Genomic DNA, 20,170 nt, shown 5'->3' on the forward strand with positions numbered 1-20,170 from the left:
GCGCGCCCCTGCGCTCCACGACGGGTACGCGGGGTGGGCGGGTGAGGTCCGCGTGCTCCTGGGCCGACAGCAGCGGCAGCCGGGAGAGGGGCTGCGAGGCGTCCGCCGCGATGCCCTCCAGGAGCCGCACGAGGTGCCCGCCCATGCGGGCCAGGGTGTCCGCGTCGAAGAGGTCGACGTTGTAGCGCAGGGTGCCGGCGAGCGTGCCCTCCACCTCGGCGAAGGTGAGCGTGAGGTCGAAGGGCGCGACGTGCCGAGCAATCGCGAGCGACTCCACCTCCAGGCCGCCCATGCGCATGCGCAGGCCGCTCTCATCCAGGGCGAACCCGCTCACGGCCTCCTGTCCCGCCAGGGAGGAGCGCTGCAATACCAGCTCCACCTGGGCGAGCGGAGGACGGCTGGGATCGCGGCGCACGCGCAGCCGCTCCAGCAGCGTGGTGAAGGGCAGCTCCTGGTGGGCCAGGGCGTCCACCACCACCCCGCGGGTGCGCTCCAGCAGCTCCAGGAAGGACGGCTCGCCGCTCAGGTCTCCGCGCAGCACGACCTGGTTGACCAGGTAGCCCACCACGCTCGCGAACTGCGGACGGGTGCGGCCGTTGACGGGCGAGCCCACCCACACGTCCTCCTGCCCGGTGTAGCGGTGGAGCAGCGTCTGGAAGGCGGCGAGCAGCAGCGTGTAGAGCGTGACGCCGCGCTCGCGGGCCAGGGTGAGCAACTGCTCCGTCACCGGCGCCGGAAGGCGGAAGGCGTGCACCGCGCCCGAGTACGTCTGCACGGGAGGCCGCGCGCGGAAGCGGGGCAGCTCCAGCGGCGTGGGCTCACCCGCGAGCCGCTCACGCCAGTGCGCCCACAGCGCCTCGCCGTCGCGCGCCAGGGCCTCGCGCTGCTGACGCTCGACCCCGGGCATGTCCAGGCGCACCGGGGCCAGGACCACGGCCTGGCCGCGCACGTCGCCCTCGTACAGCTCGCCCAGCTCCTGGAGCAGGACCGCCATCGAACCCAGGTCCACGACGATGTGGTGGACGCCCAGCAGCAACACGTGCTCGCCCGCCGGTCGGGAGAGGACATGCACCCGCATCAGCGGGCCGGCCGCGAGGTCGAAGGGCCTGGCCGCTTCGTCTCCCAGGTACTGGCCCAGGCGGGACTCCTCCCACGCGGACGCGTCCTCGTGGACGAAGTGGACCTGGGCGTGGGGCAGGATGCGCTGGACGGGCTGACCCTCCACGCGGACGAAGAGGGTGCGCAGGCTCGCGTGCCGGTCCACCAGGGCCTGGAAGGCACGGTGCAGCGCGGGCACGTCCAGCGCGGAGCGGACGCGCATGGCGTGCGTGATGTTGTACTCGGTGGTGCGTGGGGAGAGCTGGTGCTGGAACCAGAGCCCCCACTGTCCCGGCGTCAGGGGGAAGTCGCCGTGAGAGACGGTCGCCGCCTCCGGGAGCGGCGCGGGGGCCGCGGCGGCGAGCGCCTCCGCCAGCATCCCCGCGAGTTCCTCCGGGCTGGGGCCGGCCAGCACGCGCGCGAGCGGCAGGGTGACGCCCAGGTGCTGCTCGAAGGCATTGCCCAGCTCCACGGTCGCCAGCGAGTCCAGGCCCAGGTGGCTCAACCGGACCGACGGCTCCACGGCGGACAGCGGGGCCCGCAGCGCGCGCGCGAGCTCGCGGCGCACCAGGGCGAGCAGGCGCTGGTGGAGCTCGGGGGCGGGCAGGGCGCGCAGCGTGGCCACGTCCGGCATCGCTTCCGCCGCGGCGTCCTCCGCCACGGCCTCCACCGGCGCGGTGCGCTGGAGCACGGAGCGGCCCACCACCTCCATGCGGCCCTCGCTCAGCATCTGCCGGCAGGCGCGGCGCATCAGCTTGCCGCTGGACGTCTTGGGCACGGCGCCGTGGGGCACCAGCACCACGGTGTCGAGCCGCAGCTCGTGCTCCTGCTCCACGGCGGCGCGCACGGCGGCCGCCACCTCCTCGGTGTCCACGCCCTCCGGCGTCACCTCCACCACCATCACCAGCCGCTCGCCGTCCGCCTCCTCCTCGGAGAAGGCCGCGTTGCAGCCCGGTCGGATGGCGGGATGGCTGCGCTCCGTCGTCAGCTCCAGGTCCTGGGGGTAGTGGTTGCGTCCGCGGACGATGATCAGGTCCTTGCGGCGGCCGGTGATGAAGAGCACGTCGTCCTGAAGGAAGCCCAGGTCGCCCGTGCGCAGGAAGGTCCCCACGCCGTCGGCCGTGCGGGCCCGGAAGGTCTCCTCGGACAGCTCGGGCTTGCCCCAGTAACCCGCGGCCACGCTGGGACCGGACACCCACAGCTCGCCCACCTCGCCCGGGGCGCGGCGCACGCGCGTCTCCGGATCCACCACGGCGACCTCATGGCCGGACACGACCTTGCCGCTGCCCACCAGCACGCGGGCCCCCGGCGCGTCCGCGCTCGTGGCCACGGCCTGGTGCTGCTCCATCTTCGCGGCGACCACCGGGTACAGCACGGGCGGGATGCGCGGGACGCCGGAGGAGACGACGAGGGTCGCCTCGGCCAGTCCATAGCCCGGCATGAACGTCTCCCGCCGGAAGCCCTGGGGGGCGAAGGTCTCCGCGAAGTTCTCCAGCGTCTCCGGGCGGATGGGCTCCGCGCCGTTCATCGCCACCCGCCAGCGGCTCAGGTCGAGCGTGGCGCGCTCCTCCGGCGTCGTCTTGCGCACGCACAGGTCGAACGCGAAGTTGGGCCCGCCCGACACCTGACCGCCCAGCCGTGACAGCGCCTCCAACCACCGGAAGGGCCGCCGCAGGAACGACAGCGGCGACATCAGCGTCACCGGGCAGTCCGCGTACAGCGGGCCGAGGATGCCGGCGATGAGCCCCATGTCGTGGTACGGCGGCAGCCACATCACCCACTGATCCTGCTGCCGCACGTCCACGCCGATCGTGAGCGCGCGCAGGTTCTCGATCAGGTTGGCGTGGCTGACCATCACCCCCTTGGGGTTGCCGGTGGAGCCGGACGTGTACTGGAGGAACGCCAGCGAGTCCCCCGTCAACGCCGGGCGCCGCCATCCGTCCTCCAGCCCCTCGGGCAGCGCGTCGGTGGCCACCCACTCCAGCTCTCGCAGCTCCGGGGCGAGCAGGAAGATGTGCTCCGCGAGCGCCAGGATGGCGGACGTGGTGAGCACCACCGTGGCCTGCGCGTCGCGGATGATGGCGCGCAGGCGCGGCAGCGTGCGCTCCAGGCGCGTCGGCTCGGGCGGATACGCGGGGACGGCCAGGGCCCCGCCATGGATGCACCCGAAGAAGCCCGCGATGTATTCGGTGCCCGGAGGGTAGAGCAGCATCACCCGCTGGCCCGCGTGCCGGGCCGCGAGCCGCGCGCCGATGCGCCGGGCCCGTGCGTCCAGCCCGGCGTAGGTCATCAGGGATTGCTTCCCCGGTGCATCCTCCAGGAACGTGTAGATGGGGAAGTCCGCGTGCTGTTCCACCCGGGACGTGAGGAGGTCCATCAGGGTGGCGGCCTTGGGATGATGCACTCGGTCGTTCATGGCTCTGGGCACCGCGGCGCGGAAAAGCAGGGTGAGGGCAGTCAGGAAGGAAGGCGGTCGGCGATGTGGGCGGCCACGCGCAGGGACATGGCGATCACCGTCAGCGTCGTGTTGACCGCGCCCGCGGAGGGCAGGAAGCACGAGTCGACGACGTAGAGGTTGTCCATCCCGTGGACGCGGCAGAGCGGATCCAACACGGAGGTGGCCGGGTCGTCGCCGAAGCGCGCTGTCCCCACCAGGTGCCACACGTCCGCGGGGCTCCGGGGGGCCACCACCCAGCGGAAGCCCGCCTTCTTGAAGATGTCCACCGCGGTCCGTCGCAGCCGCAGGAACGTCTTCACGTTGGGTTTGGGCGGCTGCATCCGGGCGAACTCATCGCCCTTGAACTCGAAGCCCGACTCCCGGCTGGAGATGGCCTCGGTCATCAGGAAGCACGTCACGCTGTGCTCGACGATGAACCGCACGAACGGCCTCACCACGGCGGGCACGCTCTTCCACAGGGGCAGCTGCCCCGCGGCCTGGATGACGCCCAGCGGGTACGGCCAGTCCGACGACGGGCCGTAGAAGGCGTTGATGGCGAACGTCTTCTGGTGGAGCGCCGGCACCCGCTTCAGGCCGCGCATGGGGAAGAGCAGCCCCGCCGTGTGGCCCGCCAGGTACCGGCCCAGGCAGCCGGACGCGTTGCCAATGCCTTCCGGGTGCGCGTCGTTGCGCGAGCGCCGCAGCAAGAGGGGCGTCTGCGCGAAGCCCGCGCACACCGCCACCACGCCCGCGTCCACCACCCACTCCTCACTGCCCCGCTTCAGCAGGACGCCGGTGGCATGTCGCCCGTCCGGCGTGGTGAGCACCCGCAGGCAGCGCGTCTTCGTGAGCAGCCGGACCCGCCCCGTGGCGAGGGCAGGGCGGAGCGCGGCGAGCTCCGCATCCATCTTCGCGTCGCGCTGGCAGTAGTGGCCGTCGCACCGCGAGCAGAGGATGCACTTGCCGCCCGGGCCCACGTCCACCGCCTTGGGGATGTACGCGACGGGCAACCCCTGGGCGCGGAGGCGCTCCACGATGGGCGCGATGTACGGCTCGTGTTCAATGGGCCCATGCGGGTACGGCTGCGAACGGGGGGGCTCGGAGGGGTCCTCGTGAGAGGAGCCACGCACGCCGTAGAGGCGTTCGGCCTCGCCATAGAAGGGCTCCAGGTCGCCGTAGCGGATGGGCCACGCGGGGGACTCGCCGGTCTCCGTGGGCACGGCCTGGAAGTCCTGCTCGCGCAGCCGGTAGAGGGCCGCGCCATAGAACTTCGAGGGCCCGCCGACGAACTGCTGCGGACCTCCCTGCATGAACTCCTGCATGTGGATGCTGGGCTCGTCCGCCCGCGCGGGATCCGGCTGGAGGAAGTCCCCCTCCTCCACCACGAGGACCCGCGCCCCCCGCCGTGAGAGTCCATGCGCGAGCGTGCTGCCCCCGGGCCCGCTGCCGATGATCACCACGTCGGAGCTCCGCGGAAGCGGGCTCATGACGGGCTCCGCGCCGCGGAGGGCAGGAGGGTGACGGGGTCCACGCGGGCGGGCCGGACGGCCTGCTCTCCCCGGGCCGAAGCGAGCAGCGCTTCAATCACCGCCAGGTCGCGCAGCGCCTCCTGCGGGCTGTTGCGGAGGGGCCGGCCCTCGCGCACGCCGGCCCGGAAGTCCTCGAACTGCTGCTCCATCATGTCGCGCGAGCGCACCTTGAACACGGTCCGCTTCAAGCCCCGGACCAGCTCCACCCGGTCCTGCATGAAGAAGAGGGAGCCGTGTGTGCCCAGGATGTGCTTGCGGCCGAAGTGGTCGCGGATGGGCCGCTCGGCCCCGCTGAGGAGCGCCTTCACCACGCCCCACGGCTTGAGCTGGACGGGCTCCAGCGCGTAGGTCACCGAGTAGTTGGCGACGAGCCCGCTCTCGAAGGCGAGCGACGCTGCCATCGTGTCGGCCGGCGGGAGCGCGGGGTCGACGCCGCGCACGAAGGCGCTGACCTGGGCCACCTCGCCCAGCATCACGCGCAGGGCCGCGATGTCGTGGACGCCGCCGTCCAGGAGGAAGCCTCCATCGTACTCCGGCGTGCGGCGCCATCCGGTCTGGAACCACTGCGAGGACTTGATGGGCACGAACGTCGGGTAGTGGCAGAGGATCGGCGTGCCAATCTCCCCCGCGCCAATCAACTCCCGGACGCGCCAGGCGGTCTCCCAGAAGCGGAAGTTCTCGGCGACGCACCACACGCGGTCCGGGTGCGCGGCCTGGAGGGACAAAAGCGCCCGGGCGCGCTCCACGGATTCAGCGATGGGCTTCTCGCTGAAGACATGCAGCCCCCGGCCGAGCGCCGCCGCGATGGCGTCCGACGCGGGCAGGATGGGCAATGCCACATCCACGGCCTCAATCCCAGGCATCGCCAGCGCCTGCTCCAGGTTGGTGAAGACTTGCACCGGGCCCGGGAAGTCGCGCGCCACGGCCTCTGCCTTCTCCCGGGTCCGGCTGAAGACCCCCGCGACGCGGAATGCAGCCCCCAGCCGCTGGAGCGCGGGCGCATGCGCCATCCGTGAGAAGCCGGCTCCCAGCATGAGGAGTGGAATCGGACGGTGCATCGCAGCCGGAGGGTTCACGCCGCCGCCGCCACGACGGTCTTGCCGAACTCCAGCTTGATGATCCGGTGCGCGAGGTGGAAGTACCGGTCGTCATGCGTGATGACGACCACGCCCTTGCCGCGAGCGGCCAGATCCGGGAGGAGCCGGCGGTAGAAGACCTCGCGGAACTCCGGGTCCTGGTCCGCCGCCCACTCGTCGAACAGGTAGAACGGCTTGTCCTCCAGCAGCGCGACGACCATCGCCAGCCGCTTGCGCTGGCCGGTGGACAGGCTCGTCGTGGAGAAGCGGCCGTTGACGACCTGGAGCTTCGAGTCGAGCTCGAACAGGCGCAGGTACTCCTGCACCCGTCCCTCGAGCTGGCGGGGGTCGACGCCGCGCAGGTGATCGAAGAGGTGGAAGTCGGTGAAGATGGCGGAGAAGGCGTTGCGGTACGCCTCGCGGTTCTGGTCCGTCACCGGGACGCCGTTCCACACGAGCCGTCCCGTCTTCGGGGTGTAGAGGCCGGTGAGCAGCTTGGCCATCGTCGTCTTGCCGCTGCCGTTGCCGCCCACCACGAACACCAGCTCGCCGGGGCGCAGCGCCATGTCGATGGGGCCGACGTGGAAGGACTGCTCCGACTCCGTGTCGCCGAAGGCGTAGGTCGTGTCCTCGAGGATCACCTCGTGGCGCCCGCCGGGCGGGAGCGCGAGGGGGGCGTTCGCGGAGGCCTCGTCGGGAAGGGGCTCGGCGAGCGACAGCTCCAGCTGCCCGAGCTTGTCGAGCGCGATGCTCACCTGCGGCCAGCGTCCGACGTCCTCGAGCAGTCCGCGGAAGGGGCCCCACATATACATGAGCGACAGCACGTAGCCGCGCGTGGCGTCGGAGTCGTGCTCGCTCACGGCGAAGACGCCGAACAGCATCACGCCCAGGACGATCCAGGTGAAGAAGTGCACGAAGCCGCCGAGCAACGCGGCGCTGTTGGCCGCCTGCAGGCCGGTGGCGCGGACGCGCTCCACGGCCGGTGCGAAGTCATGCTCCATGAACTCACTGCGGCGAGGCCCGTGGAGCTTGAGCTCCTTGATGCCGTCCAGCACCTGCTGCTGCTCCCGGTACAGCCCATCCTGGGTTTCGCGCTCCTGGCGCCAGAGGGGGACCAGCCGCCTGGTCGCGAAGGCGTAGAACACCACCAGCAGCGCCATGGACGGCAACACCAGCCACATCCCGCGGGGGGACAGCCAGGCCATGTAACCCAGGCAGCCGAGGATGATGGTCGTGCAGACCACCAGCCCGGGGATCTTGGAGGCCGTGTTGACGATGGCCTGGATGTCCTGCCCGAGCGCCGCGAGCACGGGCCCCTTGCCGATGACCTCCAGGCGGCGGTAGGGCGCCGCGAGGATGCGCTGGCCAATCTTGATCCGCAGCTCCGCGGTGATGGAACGGGACACCCGCGCGAGCAGCAGCTCCGGGACGATGTTGCCCACCAGCACGCCGACGCTCAGGGCCACGAAGCCCGCGACCATGTTGCGCAGGGAGGACTGGTTGGAGCCGAGCGTCTGGCTGATCAACGCAAGGAGGGCGCTGTTGCACAGGCCCGAGAAGATGCCCGCGACCGCGATGGCGATCATCGAGGTCCGGGAGCGGCTCAGCAGTAGCGACAACAGGGAGAACATGAGGGGGGCCTGTGACGCGTCATTGCCCGCGTGGGGTCGGTTGTTCGGGGGCTGGGGCCCGCCGCGCGCGAAGGGACGTCAGCGCGTGAGCTCAAAGAAGAAGTCATCCACCACGACGTGCTCGCCGCGGGCGACCGCCACGTCGTAGACCCACTTGCCCACCGCCAGGTCGAGCACGCCGAGCCCGAAGGGGGAGAAGATGATCGGTCGGGTGCGGTCCACCTGGCACCGGCCCTGGATGAGCTGGGCGAGGGTGCCGTTCACGAACTGCCGCCCGCCGCTCAGCTTCTCCGCCAGGTGGGGCGACGTGTTGGCCTTCATGACGTGTTCGACGTCATCCACGATGTTGTGCGAGGCCAGCAGGAGCTCCGGCGCCAGGTCCCGCAGGGAGATGTTGAGGACGATGGGGTTGTGGGCCAGGAGGGCCGGGTCGTGGATGTAGGGCGTGCCGGCGACCGTCGCGAGGACGAGCAGGTCGCTGGAGCGCACCACGGTCGCCAGGTCCGGCTCGCAGCGGATGGCGCGGTGGCGCTCCGGCCGGCAGGACTCGCGGGCGAAGCGCTCGGCTTCCGCGGGGACGAGGTCGTGGAGCAGGACCTCGTCCACCTCCCAGCCCAGCTCCATCAGGAACGTGTAGATGTAGCGGGCGATGAGGCCGTTGCCGACGATGCCCAGCGTCCGGACCTGGCGCTTGCGGCCGTTGAGCCACTCCGCCGCCAGCACCGCCGAGCCCGCGGTCCGCGCCGCGGAGATGATGGAGCTCTCCAGGCACGCGAAGGGATAGCCCGTCTCGTAGTCATTGAGCACGAGCACGGCCGAGGCCCGGGGGAAGCCCTTGGAGACGTTGTCCGGGTAGCTGGCGATCCACTTGATGCCAGACACGTGGATGTCGCCGCCCAGGTACGCCGGCAGGGCGATGATGCGGTTGGAGGGCTGCTCCGGAAACCGCAGGAAGTAGCTGTCGGGGTTGACCGACTGCTTCGCCTCATGCGTGAGGTAGGCCTCCTGCACGTGCTGCGTGCAGGCCTGGGGGGCCTCCCGGATGATGGAGTGGATGGTCTTGCCGGTGATGACGGAGAAGGAAAAGGGCATGGTGGGGCTTCCGAGGGGAGCGCCTCGAAGGAAGTCCAGGACAGGGGGACATCAGGAGAAGCGCGCGGCCCAGGCGGGCGTGAAGATGGTGTCCAGGTAGGCCGTCCCGCGGTCCGCGCACAGGAAGAGGACGGTGGGGGGCGTGGCCGAGGCACGGAACCGGGGCAGGTAGCGTTTGACGGCCGCGAAGCAGGAGCCCGAGGAGCCGCCGACCAGCAGGTTGTGTTGCTGGAGCAGCTCCCGGCAGCACTGCACCGTCTCATGCTCCGGGATCATCACCACGTCATCGATGAGGGCGTGGTTGACCAGCTCCGGCTTCACGCTGGCGCCGATGCCGGGGATGTAACGCTTCCCGGCGGGACCGCCAAAGATGACCGAACCCTGGGCATCCACGGCGACCACCTGGACGGAAGGAAACGCTTCCTTGAGCCGGCGGGACACGCCCGCGATGGTGCCGCCCGTGCTCACGCCGATGAAAACATAGTCCAGCGTCTTGAAGGTCCTGCGGATCTCCTCGCCGGTCAGCCAGTAGTGCGCCTCGACGACGTCGGGGTTGCCGTACTGGTTGGGCCAGAAGGCGCCTTCGATGCTGGCACACAGCTCCCGCACCTTCAGGAGGCGCGTCTTCAAGAAGCCGCCCATGTCATCGCGCTCGGTGACCTTCACGACCTGCTCGCAGGTGCGCTGCAGGAAGGACTCGTAGCCGGGCGTGATGTTGGGATCGATGACGGGGATGAACTTCAGCCCGAGCAGCCGGGCGTAGGTCGCCAGCGCGGAGGCGAAGTTGCCGGAGGAGGACTCCACGATGGTGGAGCCCTCGGTCAGGTCACCGCGCTCCGCGGCGCGCTTGAGGACCCACACCGCAGGCCGGTCCTTGATGCTGCCCACCGGGTTCTGTCCCTCCAGCTTGGCATGCAGCTCCACCCCCTCCATCTCAAGACGCACCGTGGGCGTCTCTTGCAGGACCAGCTGCAGGGCGCGGAGGCGCTCGATGAGGGGGAGGGGGTTCACAGAGACTTACCAAATATTCCCAAATTGCTTGGAAGTCAACGTTTCGGCCGAAATGTTTGATCTGCTTGAATTTCTCGACCAGAGGGAAAAACGGTATTGTGACAATCAATCCTGGATGGAAAGTCTGGCGCACCGAGTCAGAGCCCGGGGGCTCAGCAGCAAGCTTGAGAGGTATTGGCGGCGGGGCCACTGGTGTGGAAAGGGGCCGGGGAGAACCGCTTTGGCATGAGGCCGTCCATCCGATGCGGGCTATTCCGGATCGAGCGCCCAGGTTCCTTCTTCCCAGCGTTTCAATGCCTGCTGCGCCCCGAACGGGACCAACCCCTGTCCCTTGGCAGCTTCCTCCAGGACCGCTTTGGCTTCGGACGTCCGATAGCGGAGCAGATGCGCGGCAGCCATCACGCGAACGTCCATTCGCTCATGTTTGAGCAGCACGGCGAGGGCGTCACGTCCGGCATTGCCGTGGGCCAGGAGCTTATCGACGGCGGCCCCGTACTTCCTGGCGTGCTTGTTCCCGGTCTTGGCGTCTCCCCGGAAGATGGCCTCGTTCTGCGCGGCTACGTTCTGAACGAACTGCTCGACAAGATCCTCCAACTTCATCACCAGAGCCCCTTCCCGATGTTCTTGATGGCCAGTAGCCCGAAGTCACGTTGGGCTTCGTAGGACTGCGTGCTCAACCATTGCCGCACGGTCAATGGCGAGCCGGTAATATCGCGTCGAATCGACGAATAGAACGCGCTGACGTCGCTGTGTAGGGCCTTGTCCAGAGGGATGATGTTCTCGGTGTTGTGGAGGGACTGGGGACCGAAGCGCTTCGCGTTGCCCGGGGTCTGCTCGACGATGTGGTGCCACTCCTTGTTCTTGCCCGCCGGGCCCATGGCCTTCTTGAAGCCACTGAACGAGCCCCAGGCCCTGTAGCCCGTGGGACGCGCCTTGGCGGGGGCGCCGCCGCCCGTGCCTCTGGCCGCCATGGCCACAGCGCCGGGCGCGAGGGCGAGCGTGACGGTCTCGGCGCTCACGGTCACCGTTCCCACGTCCGCGACCGCCGCGAGCCTGATGCCCATTTGCGCTTCGGCCTGCGCCGCGGCTTGCGCGGCGCCGGGGAGCATTGGCACCTTCGACCCCAGCCCCGCCGCCGTGTTCCCAATGGCAGCCGTGGCCAACATGGCGAACGCGCGCGCCGCATTGCGGCCCATGACCTTGCCGTAGCCCTCCCCGGCCTCGCGGAGTTCGTCAAACGTGGTGGCCCGATCCGCCGCCTCCACCAGCCGCTTGAAGCCAACGATGAGGCTCCAGAATGTATCGACCCCCACATAGGCAATGAGGGAGGCGGTCATCACGGCGGCCACGCCCTTCGAGAAGGGCTCGGGCACCGCGAGCAAGATCATGTACGTGGTCCACGTCCAGAGAACCGCCGACATCATGGCCTGGGGGTCGGCCATGTCCTTGAAGGCATCCATCATCTCGTTCAACACGACGCCCTGGGCCAGGGCCATGGCCAGGGCGTAACGTCCATCCCCGGTGACCGTGGGACTCTCCACCAAGAGGCGCAGGCAATCGCCGGGCTTGTTCGTGCGCTCGCACCAGCGCAGGTAGGCGCGCGCCAACTCCACCTCCGCCGCTGTCGCGGGTTGTTCGCCCTCCAGGTGTTCGCCTGGTCCCAGCGGGATGACACGGTGGCTGCGTGGCTCGTACAGGTACGAGCCGCTGCGCGAGTCCACCTCGAACAACCGCCGGGCCGTTTCCTGGGGACGGGTGGACGGCCGCACGCTCTGGGCGAGCGCATCTACGGCTTCAACGAAGTCGTCTTCGTCCAGTTCCACCGTCGCGGCATCGCCGCTGCGTGGGGTGAGGACAATGGGCTCGCCGTGGCCCGTGTGCAGGCGCACGGACTTCGTGGTGCCGCTGCATCCGGCCAGCATCACGATCAACACGGCAATCGACCATCGTGGCAGCATGCGGAGCCCTCCTGGCGCTGGCCCGCTTCCGTCGGGAGTCCATCGTCGACGCGAAGTCGTGTAATGCCAGAGAGAGCTGACGGGTGCTCCGAGTTGAATCTGAGCAATACGCCAGCGAGGACTACCGACGGCGGCTCGCCGAGCGCGGCATCACCTGCTCGATGAGCCGCAAGGGCAACTGCTGGGACAATGCCGTCGTCGAGAGCTTCTTCAGCAGCGTGAAGTTGGAACTCGTCTACACGCGCACCTTCAAGACGCGCGCGGAGGCGAGGCTCGCGCTGTTCGAATACATTGAGGTGTTCTACAACCGCAGGCGTCGTCACTCCTCACTCGGCTATGTCAGCCCGGCTGAGTACGAGCGAACGGCTGAGGCACCCGAGTGGTGCGTTCACCGCTTGAGACCGCCGGTCTCTACGAGGCGGGCCGCCCAAGCTGATCCGCTCAACGCAGCGGTCTCCTCCCGGACGGGGGTGGTATTCCCCTGGCCCATCGCAATACAATGGGCCTCGAATTTTCTACCGATACGGGGATTCCCTGTGGATGAGGACCGAAGCACCGCGAGTGGAGGGGGGGCATTGCCCCGCAGTCCGATTGCCATCGTGGGGGTATCGGGGCGGTTCCCGGGCGCCAGGGACCTGGAGTCCTTCTGGGCCAACCTGAGCCAGGGCGTCGACTCGGTGACGGCGGTGCCCCGGGAGCGGTGGACGCTGGACGCCCCGACCCACGGCCCCTCGGCGCCGCGGGGTGGGTTCCTCGACGAGGTAGACTGTTTCGACCCGGACTTCTTCGGCATCCCGCGACAGGAAGCGGCGCTGATGGATCCCCAGCAGCGCCTCGTGCTCGAGCATTGCTGGAAGGCCCTGGAGGATGCCGGCCATCGCGCTCCGGCCTTGGAGGACCGCAGGGCCGGCGTGTTCATGGGCATGCGCCCTTCGGACTACCTGCTCGGGCTCACGGAGCAGGGTCAGCCGCAGAGCGCCCAGCTCTTCACGGGCAACGACGCTTCGTTGCTGCTGGCACGGGTGTCGCGGCTGCTCGGCATCCAGGGCCCCGGCCTCGTGGTGGACGCGGCCTGCGCGTCCTCCCTGGTCGCCATCCATCTGGCCTGTCAGCAGTTGCAGACGGGCGCACTGGAATGGGCGCTGGCGGGTGGGGTCTTCGTCATGGCCACCTCCCGCTTCCACCGCATGGCGGCCCAGGCCGGGCTGCTGTCCCCGGAGGGCAGGTGCAGGCCCTTCTCGACGCAAGCGGATGGCTTCGTCCCCGCCGAAGGCGTGGGCGTGGTGGTCCTCAAGCCCCTGGCGCGGGCCCTCGCCGACGGAGACCACATCCACGGCGTCATCCGGGGCAGCGACAGCGTCCAGGGCGCACGGTTTCCGGGGGCGCCCGCCTCCAGCGACGCCCAGTCCCGGTCGGACTTCATCCGCGCTGTCTACTCGCAGGCGGGGATTCAGCCGGAGACCCTCTCCTACGTGGAGGCGCACGGCAGCGGGGTGCGCAGCGAGGACGACCTGGAGCTGGCAGCCCTCGGCCACGTCTTCCAGAAGCAGACGCAACGCACGGAGGGCCGCGCCATCGGCTCGGTCAAGGGCAACCTGGGCCACTGCGTCTCGGCCGCGGGCGTGGCGGGGGTTCTCAAAGTCCTCCTCGCCTTCGAGCATCAGCAACTGCCTCCCTCGCTCCACTCGCGTGCGGATGGTGACTCCGCTCGCTTCGAGGACACACCCTTCCAGGTCAACACCCGGCTGCGCCCATGGGTCGGGGAGGAAGGTGCTCCGCGCCGGGCCGCCATCAGTGCCTTCAGCTTCAGCGGCACCGACTGCCACCTCGTGCTGGAGGAGGCACCGCCCCCCTTGCCCCGCGCGGGTGCGCCCGAGCGGCCCGCGTACCTCTTCGTCCTGTCCGCGCGGAGCGACGAGGCGCTCCGTCAGATCGCCGCGAACCTCGTCGACACCCTGGGCCGCTCCCCGTCCCACGGCGGGGTGCCTCATCCGGGGGACGTCGCCTTCACGCTGGCGCGGGGGCGAGGGGGGTTGGAGCGGCGTGCTGCCTTCGTGGCCTGCGATCTCCAGGAGCTGCGCTCGCTCCTGACGCAGTTCCGGGACACCCCCGGGGAACGGCGGGTCGCGGGCTCCAGCACGGCCCCGCTCTCGGAGTCCTCCAGGCGCTTGTTGCGTGAGCTGAGCGGGCGTCTGCTCCAGGAACTGGATCCGCGGAGTCCGAGCACTGCCTGGCGCGACACGCTCAAGGCCGTAGCCGAACTGCATGTGCTCGGCGTGGACCTGGAGCGGTCCGCCTTGTTTCCGGAAGGGGTCTACCGCTGCGTCGCGCTGCCCACCTATCCGTTCGCCCGGGAGCGTTGCTGGATCCAGGCGCCAATCCCCCGGGACGTTCCCCCCGAGTCCCCGCGCCTCGCGCTCGCGCCCGTGCCGTCGCGGACCGTGACGCCAGTCCCCGTCCTCCCGCTCGTGCCGGCTTCCAGCACGCCGGGAGGCAACGAGCAGGCGCCTCCCGTCCCGATGCTCCTCCCCGAGAACACGCTCCTGCTCGCGAAGGGGTGGCGCGCCGTGGAGGAGCCGTCCGTGTCGGAGGGACTGGACCTGAAGGGCACCCTGGTGGTGCTGGCCAACGGGGACACCCTCGACCTGGCCCGGGGCGTGCTCGCATCGTTTCCGAACACGCACCCGTTCCTCATCGCGAACTGGGGGATCGCGAGCCCTGGAGCCCATGCACTCCTGGACTTCGACCGTCATGAGGCCGGTGTCCGCATGGGGGAGGAGATCAACGCCCGGGGCGGGAGGCTCGCGGGCATCATCGATCTCTCCGACCTCCGAAGCACCCCGCCACAGGAGGACGAGGATGGCCTCTCACGGATCGATTCGCTCGGGCGGATCGGGCTGTTGCAGACGCTCCTGAAGCGCGGCCGGAGCGAGTCCTTCCCGCTGCTGCACTTCACCCGTGGCCTGCGCACCTTCATGGCCAGCGGCGCGCTCGACCTGGGCGGCGGGGTGATGGCCGCCCTGGTGAGCAAACTCGGCGTGGAATACCCGCGCCTGCAGGCGCGCACCGTGGACCTGGAGCAGGTTCCCGGGGATGCCAGCGCGCTGGAGTCGTTGCTCCGCCAGGAGCTCCTGTCGCGTGAGCCCGGCGGCGAAGTCCTCCTCCGGAGGGGCCGCAGGTACGTCCCCGAGCTGCACCCGCTGCTGACCACGCCCGGTCCCGCGCCACGCCTGTCCGCCGACAAGGTGTATGTCATCACCGGAGGGGTGCGTGGCATTGGCCTGGAGGTGGCGCGGCACCTGGTGGCCCGTGGGGCCCGGCGGCTCGTCCTCATGGGGGTGCAGCCGTTGCCCCCCCAGCACCACTGGGACGCGCTCCTCGCCGACCCGGCGACCGCCCCGCTCCTACGGGAACGGATTGCTCCCCTGCGAGCCCTGGCCGCGCAGGGGGTTCACCTGCGTGTCCATGCCGGAGCGCTGACGGACGCTGCGGCGTTGGATGCGCTCCTGGGCGAGGTGCGCGCCTGGCTCGGGCCCATCGCGGGCTGCATCCACTCCGCGGGAGCCGTCTGCTTCGATCCCCCCTCTTTCAGCAGCAAGCCCCTGGGCCAACTGCGCCGGGTGCTCGAGCCGAAGGTGGAGGGGCTGCGCGTGCTCGAGCGCGCGCTCGCCCGGGATCCGCTCGAGTTCTTCGTCTTGTTCTCCTCGGTCTCGGCCCTGGTTCCTGCGTTGGCCGCCGGCATCGTGGACTACTCGGCCGCCAACGAGTTCATGAACCTCCTGGCGGAGCACCGGCGCGCCCAGGGCCATGCGCCCTATCAGTCCATCGTGTGGCCGAATTGGAAGGACGTGGGCATGGGCGAGGTCGGCAGCGCCGCCTATCGCGCACTGGGCTTCACCGCCCACTCCACCGCCGACGGACTGGCGCTGCTCGATGCGACGCTCGCTTCCAGGCACGCCGTGCTGCTGCCGGCTGTCGTCGAGCCGAGCGTCTTCGTGCCCGGAGCCCTGCTGCGGCCGCCGGACCGGGTCCACCCCCTGCGCACCGAGCGCCCCGCGCCGCGGGCGAGTCCTCCCGTCGTGCCCCCTGCGCCATCGTCGCCCTCCGCGGCGCCCGCGCCCGTGTCCGCTCCGCCGGTCTCCGCGGACGTGGAGCTCCGCGCCTTCGCCCGGCAGTGGCTCCAGCAGCTGTTCGCACGGGAGCTCAATCTCGCGCCGGGTCAGGTGGATGCCGACGCGGACTTCGAGACCCTGGGCGTGGACTCCATTCTCGTCATTGAAGTGGTGACGAAGCTGGACGCGTGGCTGGGCGTGAGCCTCGACCCGTCGCTGCCCCTGCTGTACCGGACCGTGACGGCGCTCGGTGGCCAGCTGGTGGAGGCCTACCCTGAAGCCGTGTTGGCGGCCCATGCGCGGGCGCATCCCGCCGCCGCCCGCCGCGAGGACCGGGTTCCTCCTCGAGCGCCGGAGCGAGCGCCGGAGCCCGGTGGCGTGGAACCGATCGCCGTGATTGGCATGGCCTGCCACTTCCCGGGGTCGCCTGATCTGGAGGCGTACTGGCGCACGCTGCGGGACGGCTGTGATCTCATCACCGAGGTGCCCGCCTCGCGCTGGCCCATCCCAGACTTCTACTCCAGCACCCACCAGCCCGGACGGAGCATCGGGAAGTGGGGCGGCTTCATCGAGGGAATCGAGCTCTTTGATCCGGACTATTTCCACATTGCGCGGACGGATGCCCCCTGCATCGATCCCTTGATGCGCCAGTTCCTGGAGGTCAGCGTCCAATGCCTCCAGCACGCGGGCCATGCCCCGCTCGACGTGGCGGGCAAGCGCGTGGGCGTGTTCGTCGGCTCGCGGATGAGCGGCTACTCCGCGCGCATGCCCGCGCCGACACGCAATGGCGTCATCGGCTCAGGCCAGAACTTCATCGCCGCGCACGTGTCGCACTTCCTCGACCTGAAGGGGCCGGCGCTGGTGGTGGACACCGCGTGTTCATCCTCGCTGGTGAGCATCCACCTGGCCTGCCAGAGCCTGCGCTCCGGGGAGTCGGAGCTGGCGCTGGCGGGGGGCGTGGACATCCTGCTCGATCAGGCCGTCTACCTGACGCTCAGCGAGAGCCGCGCCCTGTCGCGCGAGGGTCGGTGCAAGACCTTCGACGAGAAGGCGGACGGGTTCGTGCCCGGTGAGGGCGCGGGCGTGGTCCTGCTCAAACCCTTGAGCAAGGCCCTGGCCGACGCAGACCGCATCTACGGCGTCATCGACGCGACGGCCGTCAACAATGATGGCCATACCATGGGCGTCACCACGCCCAATCCCGCGGGGCAGCGCGCCGTCATCGAGGAGGCCCTGCGCCAGGGCCGCGTCGATCCCCGCACCCTCGGCTACGTGGAGGCGCACGGCACCGGGACCATGCTGGGGGATCCCATCGAGCTCAAGGCCCTCACCGAGGTGCTCGCCCCGGCAGGCGCACGCCCGGGCTCCTGCGCGGTGGGCAGCGTCAAGAGCAACTTCGGGCATCTGCTCAGCGCGGCGGGCGTCGCGGGCTTCATCAAGGTGGTGCTCTCCCTGATGCACCGGCAGCTCCCACCCACGCTGCACTGCACGACGCCCAACCCGCGCTTCCACTTCGAGTCGTCGCCGCTCCTGCCCAACACCACGCTGCGACCGTGGGAACCGCTCAAGGGCGTGCGCCGGGCGGGGATCAGCGCGTTTGGCTTCGGGGGAACCAATGCGCACGTGCTCGTGAGCGAGGCCCCCGACGCGCAGCGGTCCCGGCGTGAGCCACGGCCTCCCGTGGTCTTCTCGCGCCAGCGCTACTGGCTGGACGCCCCCGGCGAGGTCCGCCCCCGGCGAAAGCTCGTCGCGTTGGAACTCGACGCGGCGGGCTGACGCGAGGGGCGGAGGACGGCGGACCTCAGCTCCAGCAGACGGGGAAGGTGGACAGGCCCCGGAAGCTGAGGTTCATGTTCCAGTCCTCGAGGTCGCTCTTGGGCCGGATGTCGGGCATTCGCCGCAGGAGCGTCTCGAAGGCGACGGGGATTTCCGCGCGCGCCAGGAAGGCGCCCGGGCAGACGTGGATGCCCGTACCAAACCCCAGGTGGGGGTTCTTTTCGCGGGTGAGGTCCAGCTCGTCCGGCCGCTCGAAGAAGGCGGGGTCGCGGTTGGCCGCGGCCACCATGGGCATGATGCCCTGGCCCTTCTGGATCTGCTTGCCGCCCAGCTCGAAGTCACACGCGGCGATGCGCGTGGGGGCCTGGGCGGGAGAGGTGAAGCGGTAGAGCTCCTCGCCAGCGGCCCGGTTGATCTGCGGGTTCTTCCGCATCCGCTCCATCTGCGCAGGGTGCTTGAACATCGCGAGCAGGCCGGTGCTGATGACGTTCTGCGTGGTGGTGTGGCCCCCCGCGAGCAGCAGGACCATCTGGGCCACCACCTCCTCCAGCGTGAGCTTGCTCTCCTCGCGCCACGCCTTGACCAGGTAGGAGATGAAGTCCTCGCGCGGGCGCTCGATGCGCTCGTTGATGGCGCGGGTGAGGTAGTCGGTCATCGCCAGGAGCGCGTCCTGGCCCTTCAGCATGATTTCCAGGTTGTCGATGCGGCCCGTGGCCCGCGCGAGGTCCACGCTCCAGGTCTTGAACGTCGGCAGGTCCCCGCGGTCCATGCCCAGGATCTCCACCGCGAAGAGCAGGGCGGGCAGCGCGTAGGCATAGTCATTGACGAAGTCCATCTCCCCCCGGTCGTACACCTGGTCGATCAACCAGTCCGCGGTCTGCTGCGCCCGCAGGTGGATGTCCTTGACGTTGTCGGGGCGGAAGGCCTGGTTGATGAGCCCCCGCAGCCGCTTGTGCTCGGGGTTGTCTTTCATCACAGCCCACATCGAGAAGTGGGTGATGATGGGCCGCAGGTGTTGCATGAAGTCATCGCGCACGACGAAGGTCTCGCTGCTCTGACTGGAGAAGCGGGTCGTGTCGCGCAGGGCCACCTGCACGTCCTCGTAACGCGTGAGCAACCAGTGTCGCGTCTCCTCACTCCAATACACGGGCTCCTGCTCACGCAGCTGCTTGTAGAGTGGGTATGGATTGACGTGGAACTCGGGGCTCAGGATGTTGACATGCAACTTCTGTTCTTGGCTCATGGGGTGATTTCCTCTCGGGGAGACGTGAACATGATAACCCAGGCTCGGGGCTCGGGGTGCTGGACTCGAAGCGTGCTGGCGTGAGCGGTGTTTCACCGCGGGGGCCGGCGGACTAACCTCCGTGTTTCGGAAACGGAGGCGGGTGCAACGCATGACGACGTTCGTGTTTCCTGGTCAGGGTTCGCAGAAGCGGGGGATGGGGGAGGAGCTGCTTGCGCGGCACCCGGGGTTGTTGGCCCAGGCGGACGCACTGCTGGGATACCGTCTGGCGGAAGTGTATCAGGACGCGCGTCTGGAGCAGACCCGGTACACCCAGCCCGCGCTGTTCGTCCTGAACGCCCTCGCCTGGTTGGAGCAGCGGGAGCGCCACGGGCGCGACCCGGAGCACGCCATGGGTCACAGCCTGGGCGAATACAACGCGCTGTTCGCCGCGGGTGCGTTCGATTTCGCGACAGGCGTGCTCCTGGTCCGCAAGCGCGGTGAGTTGATGGGGCAGGCGAGCGGTGGAGGCATGGCCGCGGTGGTCGGCCTGTCCGCGGAGCGCCTCCGCGAGCTGCTGGAGCGGCTGGGGGTGCACACCCTGGACCTGGCCAATGACAACACGCCCAGCCAGCAGGTGCTGTCCGGACCGAAAGAGGACCTGGAGCGGGTGGTGCCCGAGCTGCGCGCCGCGGGGGCCCAGGTCGTCCTGCTCAAGGTGAGCGCCGCGTTCCACTCGCGCTACATGCGCCCGGCGCGTGAGTCCTTCGCGGCCTTCCTGCGGGCGTTCACCTTCGCACCCCTGCGCTTCCCGGTGATCTCCAACGTCGAGGCCCGCCCCTACGACGAGGGGCGGCTGCCGGAGCTGCTGGCGCGGCAGATCGACTCGCCGGTGTGCTGGACGCAGAGCGTGCGCTACCTGCTGGGGCTGGGCGAGCAGGCGTTCGTGGAGGTGGGGCACGGCCAGGTCCTGACGGGGCTCGTCCGGCAGATCCGTCAGGCGACGCCCGTGGCCGTGCCCGTCGCGGCGCCACCGCCCGAGGTGCGCGCGCCCCCGCGGGGCCGCGCACCCCCGCCCGCCACCGAGCACGTGGCACGCACCGTGCGGGCCGACAGGCTGGGCAGCCAGGCCTTCCGCGAGGCCCATGGCGTGCGGCTCTCCTACGTGGCGGGCTCCATGTACAAGGGGATCTCCTCCCGGGAGCTGGTGGTTCGCATGGGGCGGGCG

General features: G+C 69.8%; 11 protein-coding genes and 1 pseudogene. 3 read left to right on the top strand and 9 right to left on the bottom strand.

The window, feature by feature from the left end; translation table 11 throughout:
- The 8 genes from D7V97_RS20595 to D7V97_RS20630 all read right to left on the bottom strand — a co-directional run.
- Nucleotides 1-3,514: condensation domain-containing protein (locus D7V97_RS20595; RefSeq protein WP_147444899.1), on the bottom strand; the 3,514-nt coding region annotated here is incomplete at its 3' end.
- 41 nt (nucleotides 3,515-3,555) lie between these two features.
- On the bottom strand, nucleotides 3,556-5,022 hold the full coding sequence (locus D7V97_RS20600) for a GMC oxidoreductase (RefSeq protein ID WP_120612357.1): 1,467 nt from the start codon (nucleotides 5,020-5,022) through the stop codon (nucleotides 3,556-3,558).
- Nucleotides 5,019-6,098, bottom strand: coding sequence for a Gfo/Idh/MocA family protein (locus D7V97_RS20605; protein ID WP_158623416.1), 1,080 nt, complete (start codon nucleotides 6,096-6,098; stop codon nucleotides 5,019-5,021). The genes D7V97_RS20600 and D7V97_RS20605 overlap by 4 nt, the downstream gene beginning before the upstream one ends.
- Before the next feature lie 38 nt (nucleotides 6,099-6,136).
- Nucleotides 6,137-7,771: a cyclic peptide export ABC transporter gene (locus D7V97_RS20610; RefSeq protein ID WP_120612359.1), complete on the bottom strand. Its 1,635-nt coding sequence runs from the start codon at nucleotides 7,769-7,771 to the stop codon at nucleotides 6,137-6,139.
- Nucleotides 7,772-7,849: 78 nt separating this feature from the next.
- Nucleotides 7,850-8,863 carry a 2,3-diaminopropionate biosynthesis protein SbnB gene (sbnB, locus tag D7V97_RS20615; RefSeq protein WP_120612360.1) on the bottom strand — a complete coding sequence of 338 codons (1,014 nt, stop codon included), beginning with the start codon at nucleotides 8,861-8,863 and terminating at the stop codon, nucleotides 7,850-7,852.
- Between the two features lie 51 nt (nucleotides 8,864-8,914).
- On the bottom strand, nucleotides 8,915-9,874 hold the full coding sequence (gene sbnA, locus D7V97_RS20620) for a 2,3-diaminopropionate biosynthesis protein SbnA (protein WP_233583014.1): 960 nt from the start codon (nucleotides 9,872-9,874) through the stop codon (nucleotides 8,915-8,917).
- A gap of 249 nt (nucleotides 9,875-10,123) precedes the next feature.
- Entirely contained in the window at nucleotides 10,124-10,474 is a 351-nt protein-coding gene (locus D7V97_RS20625) for a DUF2019 domain-containing protein (RefSeq protein ID WP_120612361.1), read from the bottom strand.
- Nucleotides 10,474-11,832 carry a hypothetical protein gene (locus D7V97_RS20630; protein WP_120612362.1) on the bottom strand — a complete coding sequence of 453 codons (1,359 nt, stop codon included), beginning with the start codon at nucleotides 11,830-11,832 and terminating at the stop codon, nucleotides 10,474-10,476. The genes D7V97_RS20625 and D7V97_RS20630 overlap by 1 nt, the downstream gene beginning before the upstream one ends.
- 104 nt (nucleotides 11,833-11,936) lie before the next feature.
- Between D7V97_RS20630 and D7V97_RS45975 the strand changes: the two are divergent.
- Nucleotides 11,937-12,191: pseudogene (locus D7V97_RS45975) on the top strand (integrase core domain-containing protein); the annotation flags it as partial.
- A 216-nt stretch (nucleotides 12,192-12,407) separates the two neighbouring features.
- Nucleotides 12,408-17,720, top strand: a complete 5,313-nt coding sequence (locus D7V97_RS20635; RefSeq protein WP_233583016.1) for a type I polyketide synthase — start codon at nucleotides 12,408-12,410, stop codon at nucleotides 17,718-17,720.
- Nucleotides 17,721-17,745: 25 nt separating this feature from the next.
- Here the strand turns inward: D7V97_RS20635 and D7V97_RS20640 are convergent, their stop codons facing one another.
- Nucleotides 17,746-18,963: a cytochrome P450 gene (locus tag D7V97_RS20640; protein ID WP_158623417.1), complete on the bottom strand. Its 1,218-nt coding sequence runs from the start codon at nucleotides 18,961-18,963 to the stop codon at nucleotides 17,746-17,748.
- A gap of 151 nt (nucleotides 18,964-19,114) precedes the next feature.
- Here D7V97_RS20640 and fabD point away from each other — a divergent pair.
- The coding region (gene fabD, locus D7V97_RS20645; RefSeq protein WP_120612365.1) for an ACP S-malonyltransferase at nucleotides 19,115-20,170 on the top strand (1,056 nt) is incomplete at its 3' end.

This window comes from Corallococcus sp. CA053C (genome assembly GCF_003611675.1).
GTDB lineage: Bacteria > Myxococcota > Myxococcia > Myxococcales > Myxococcaceae > Corallococcus.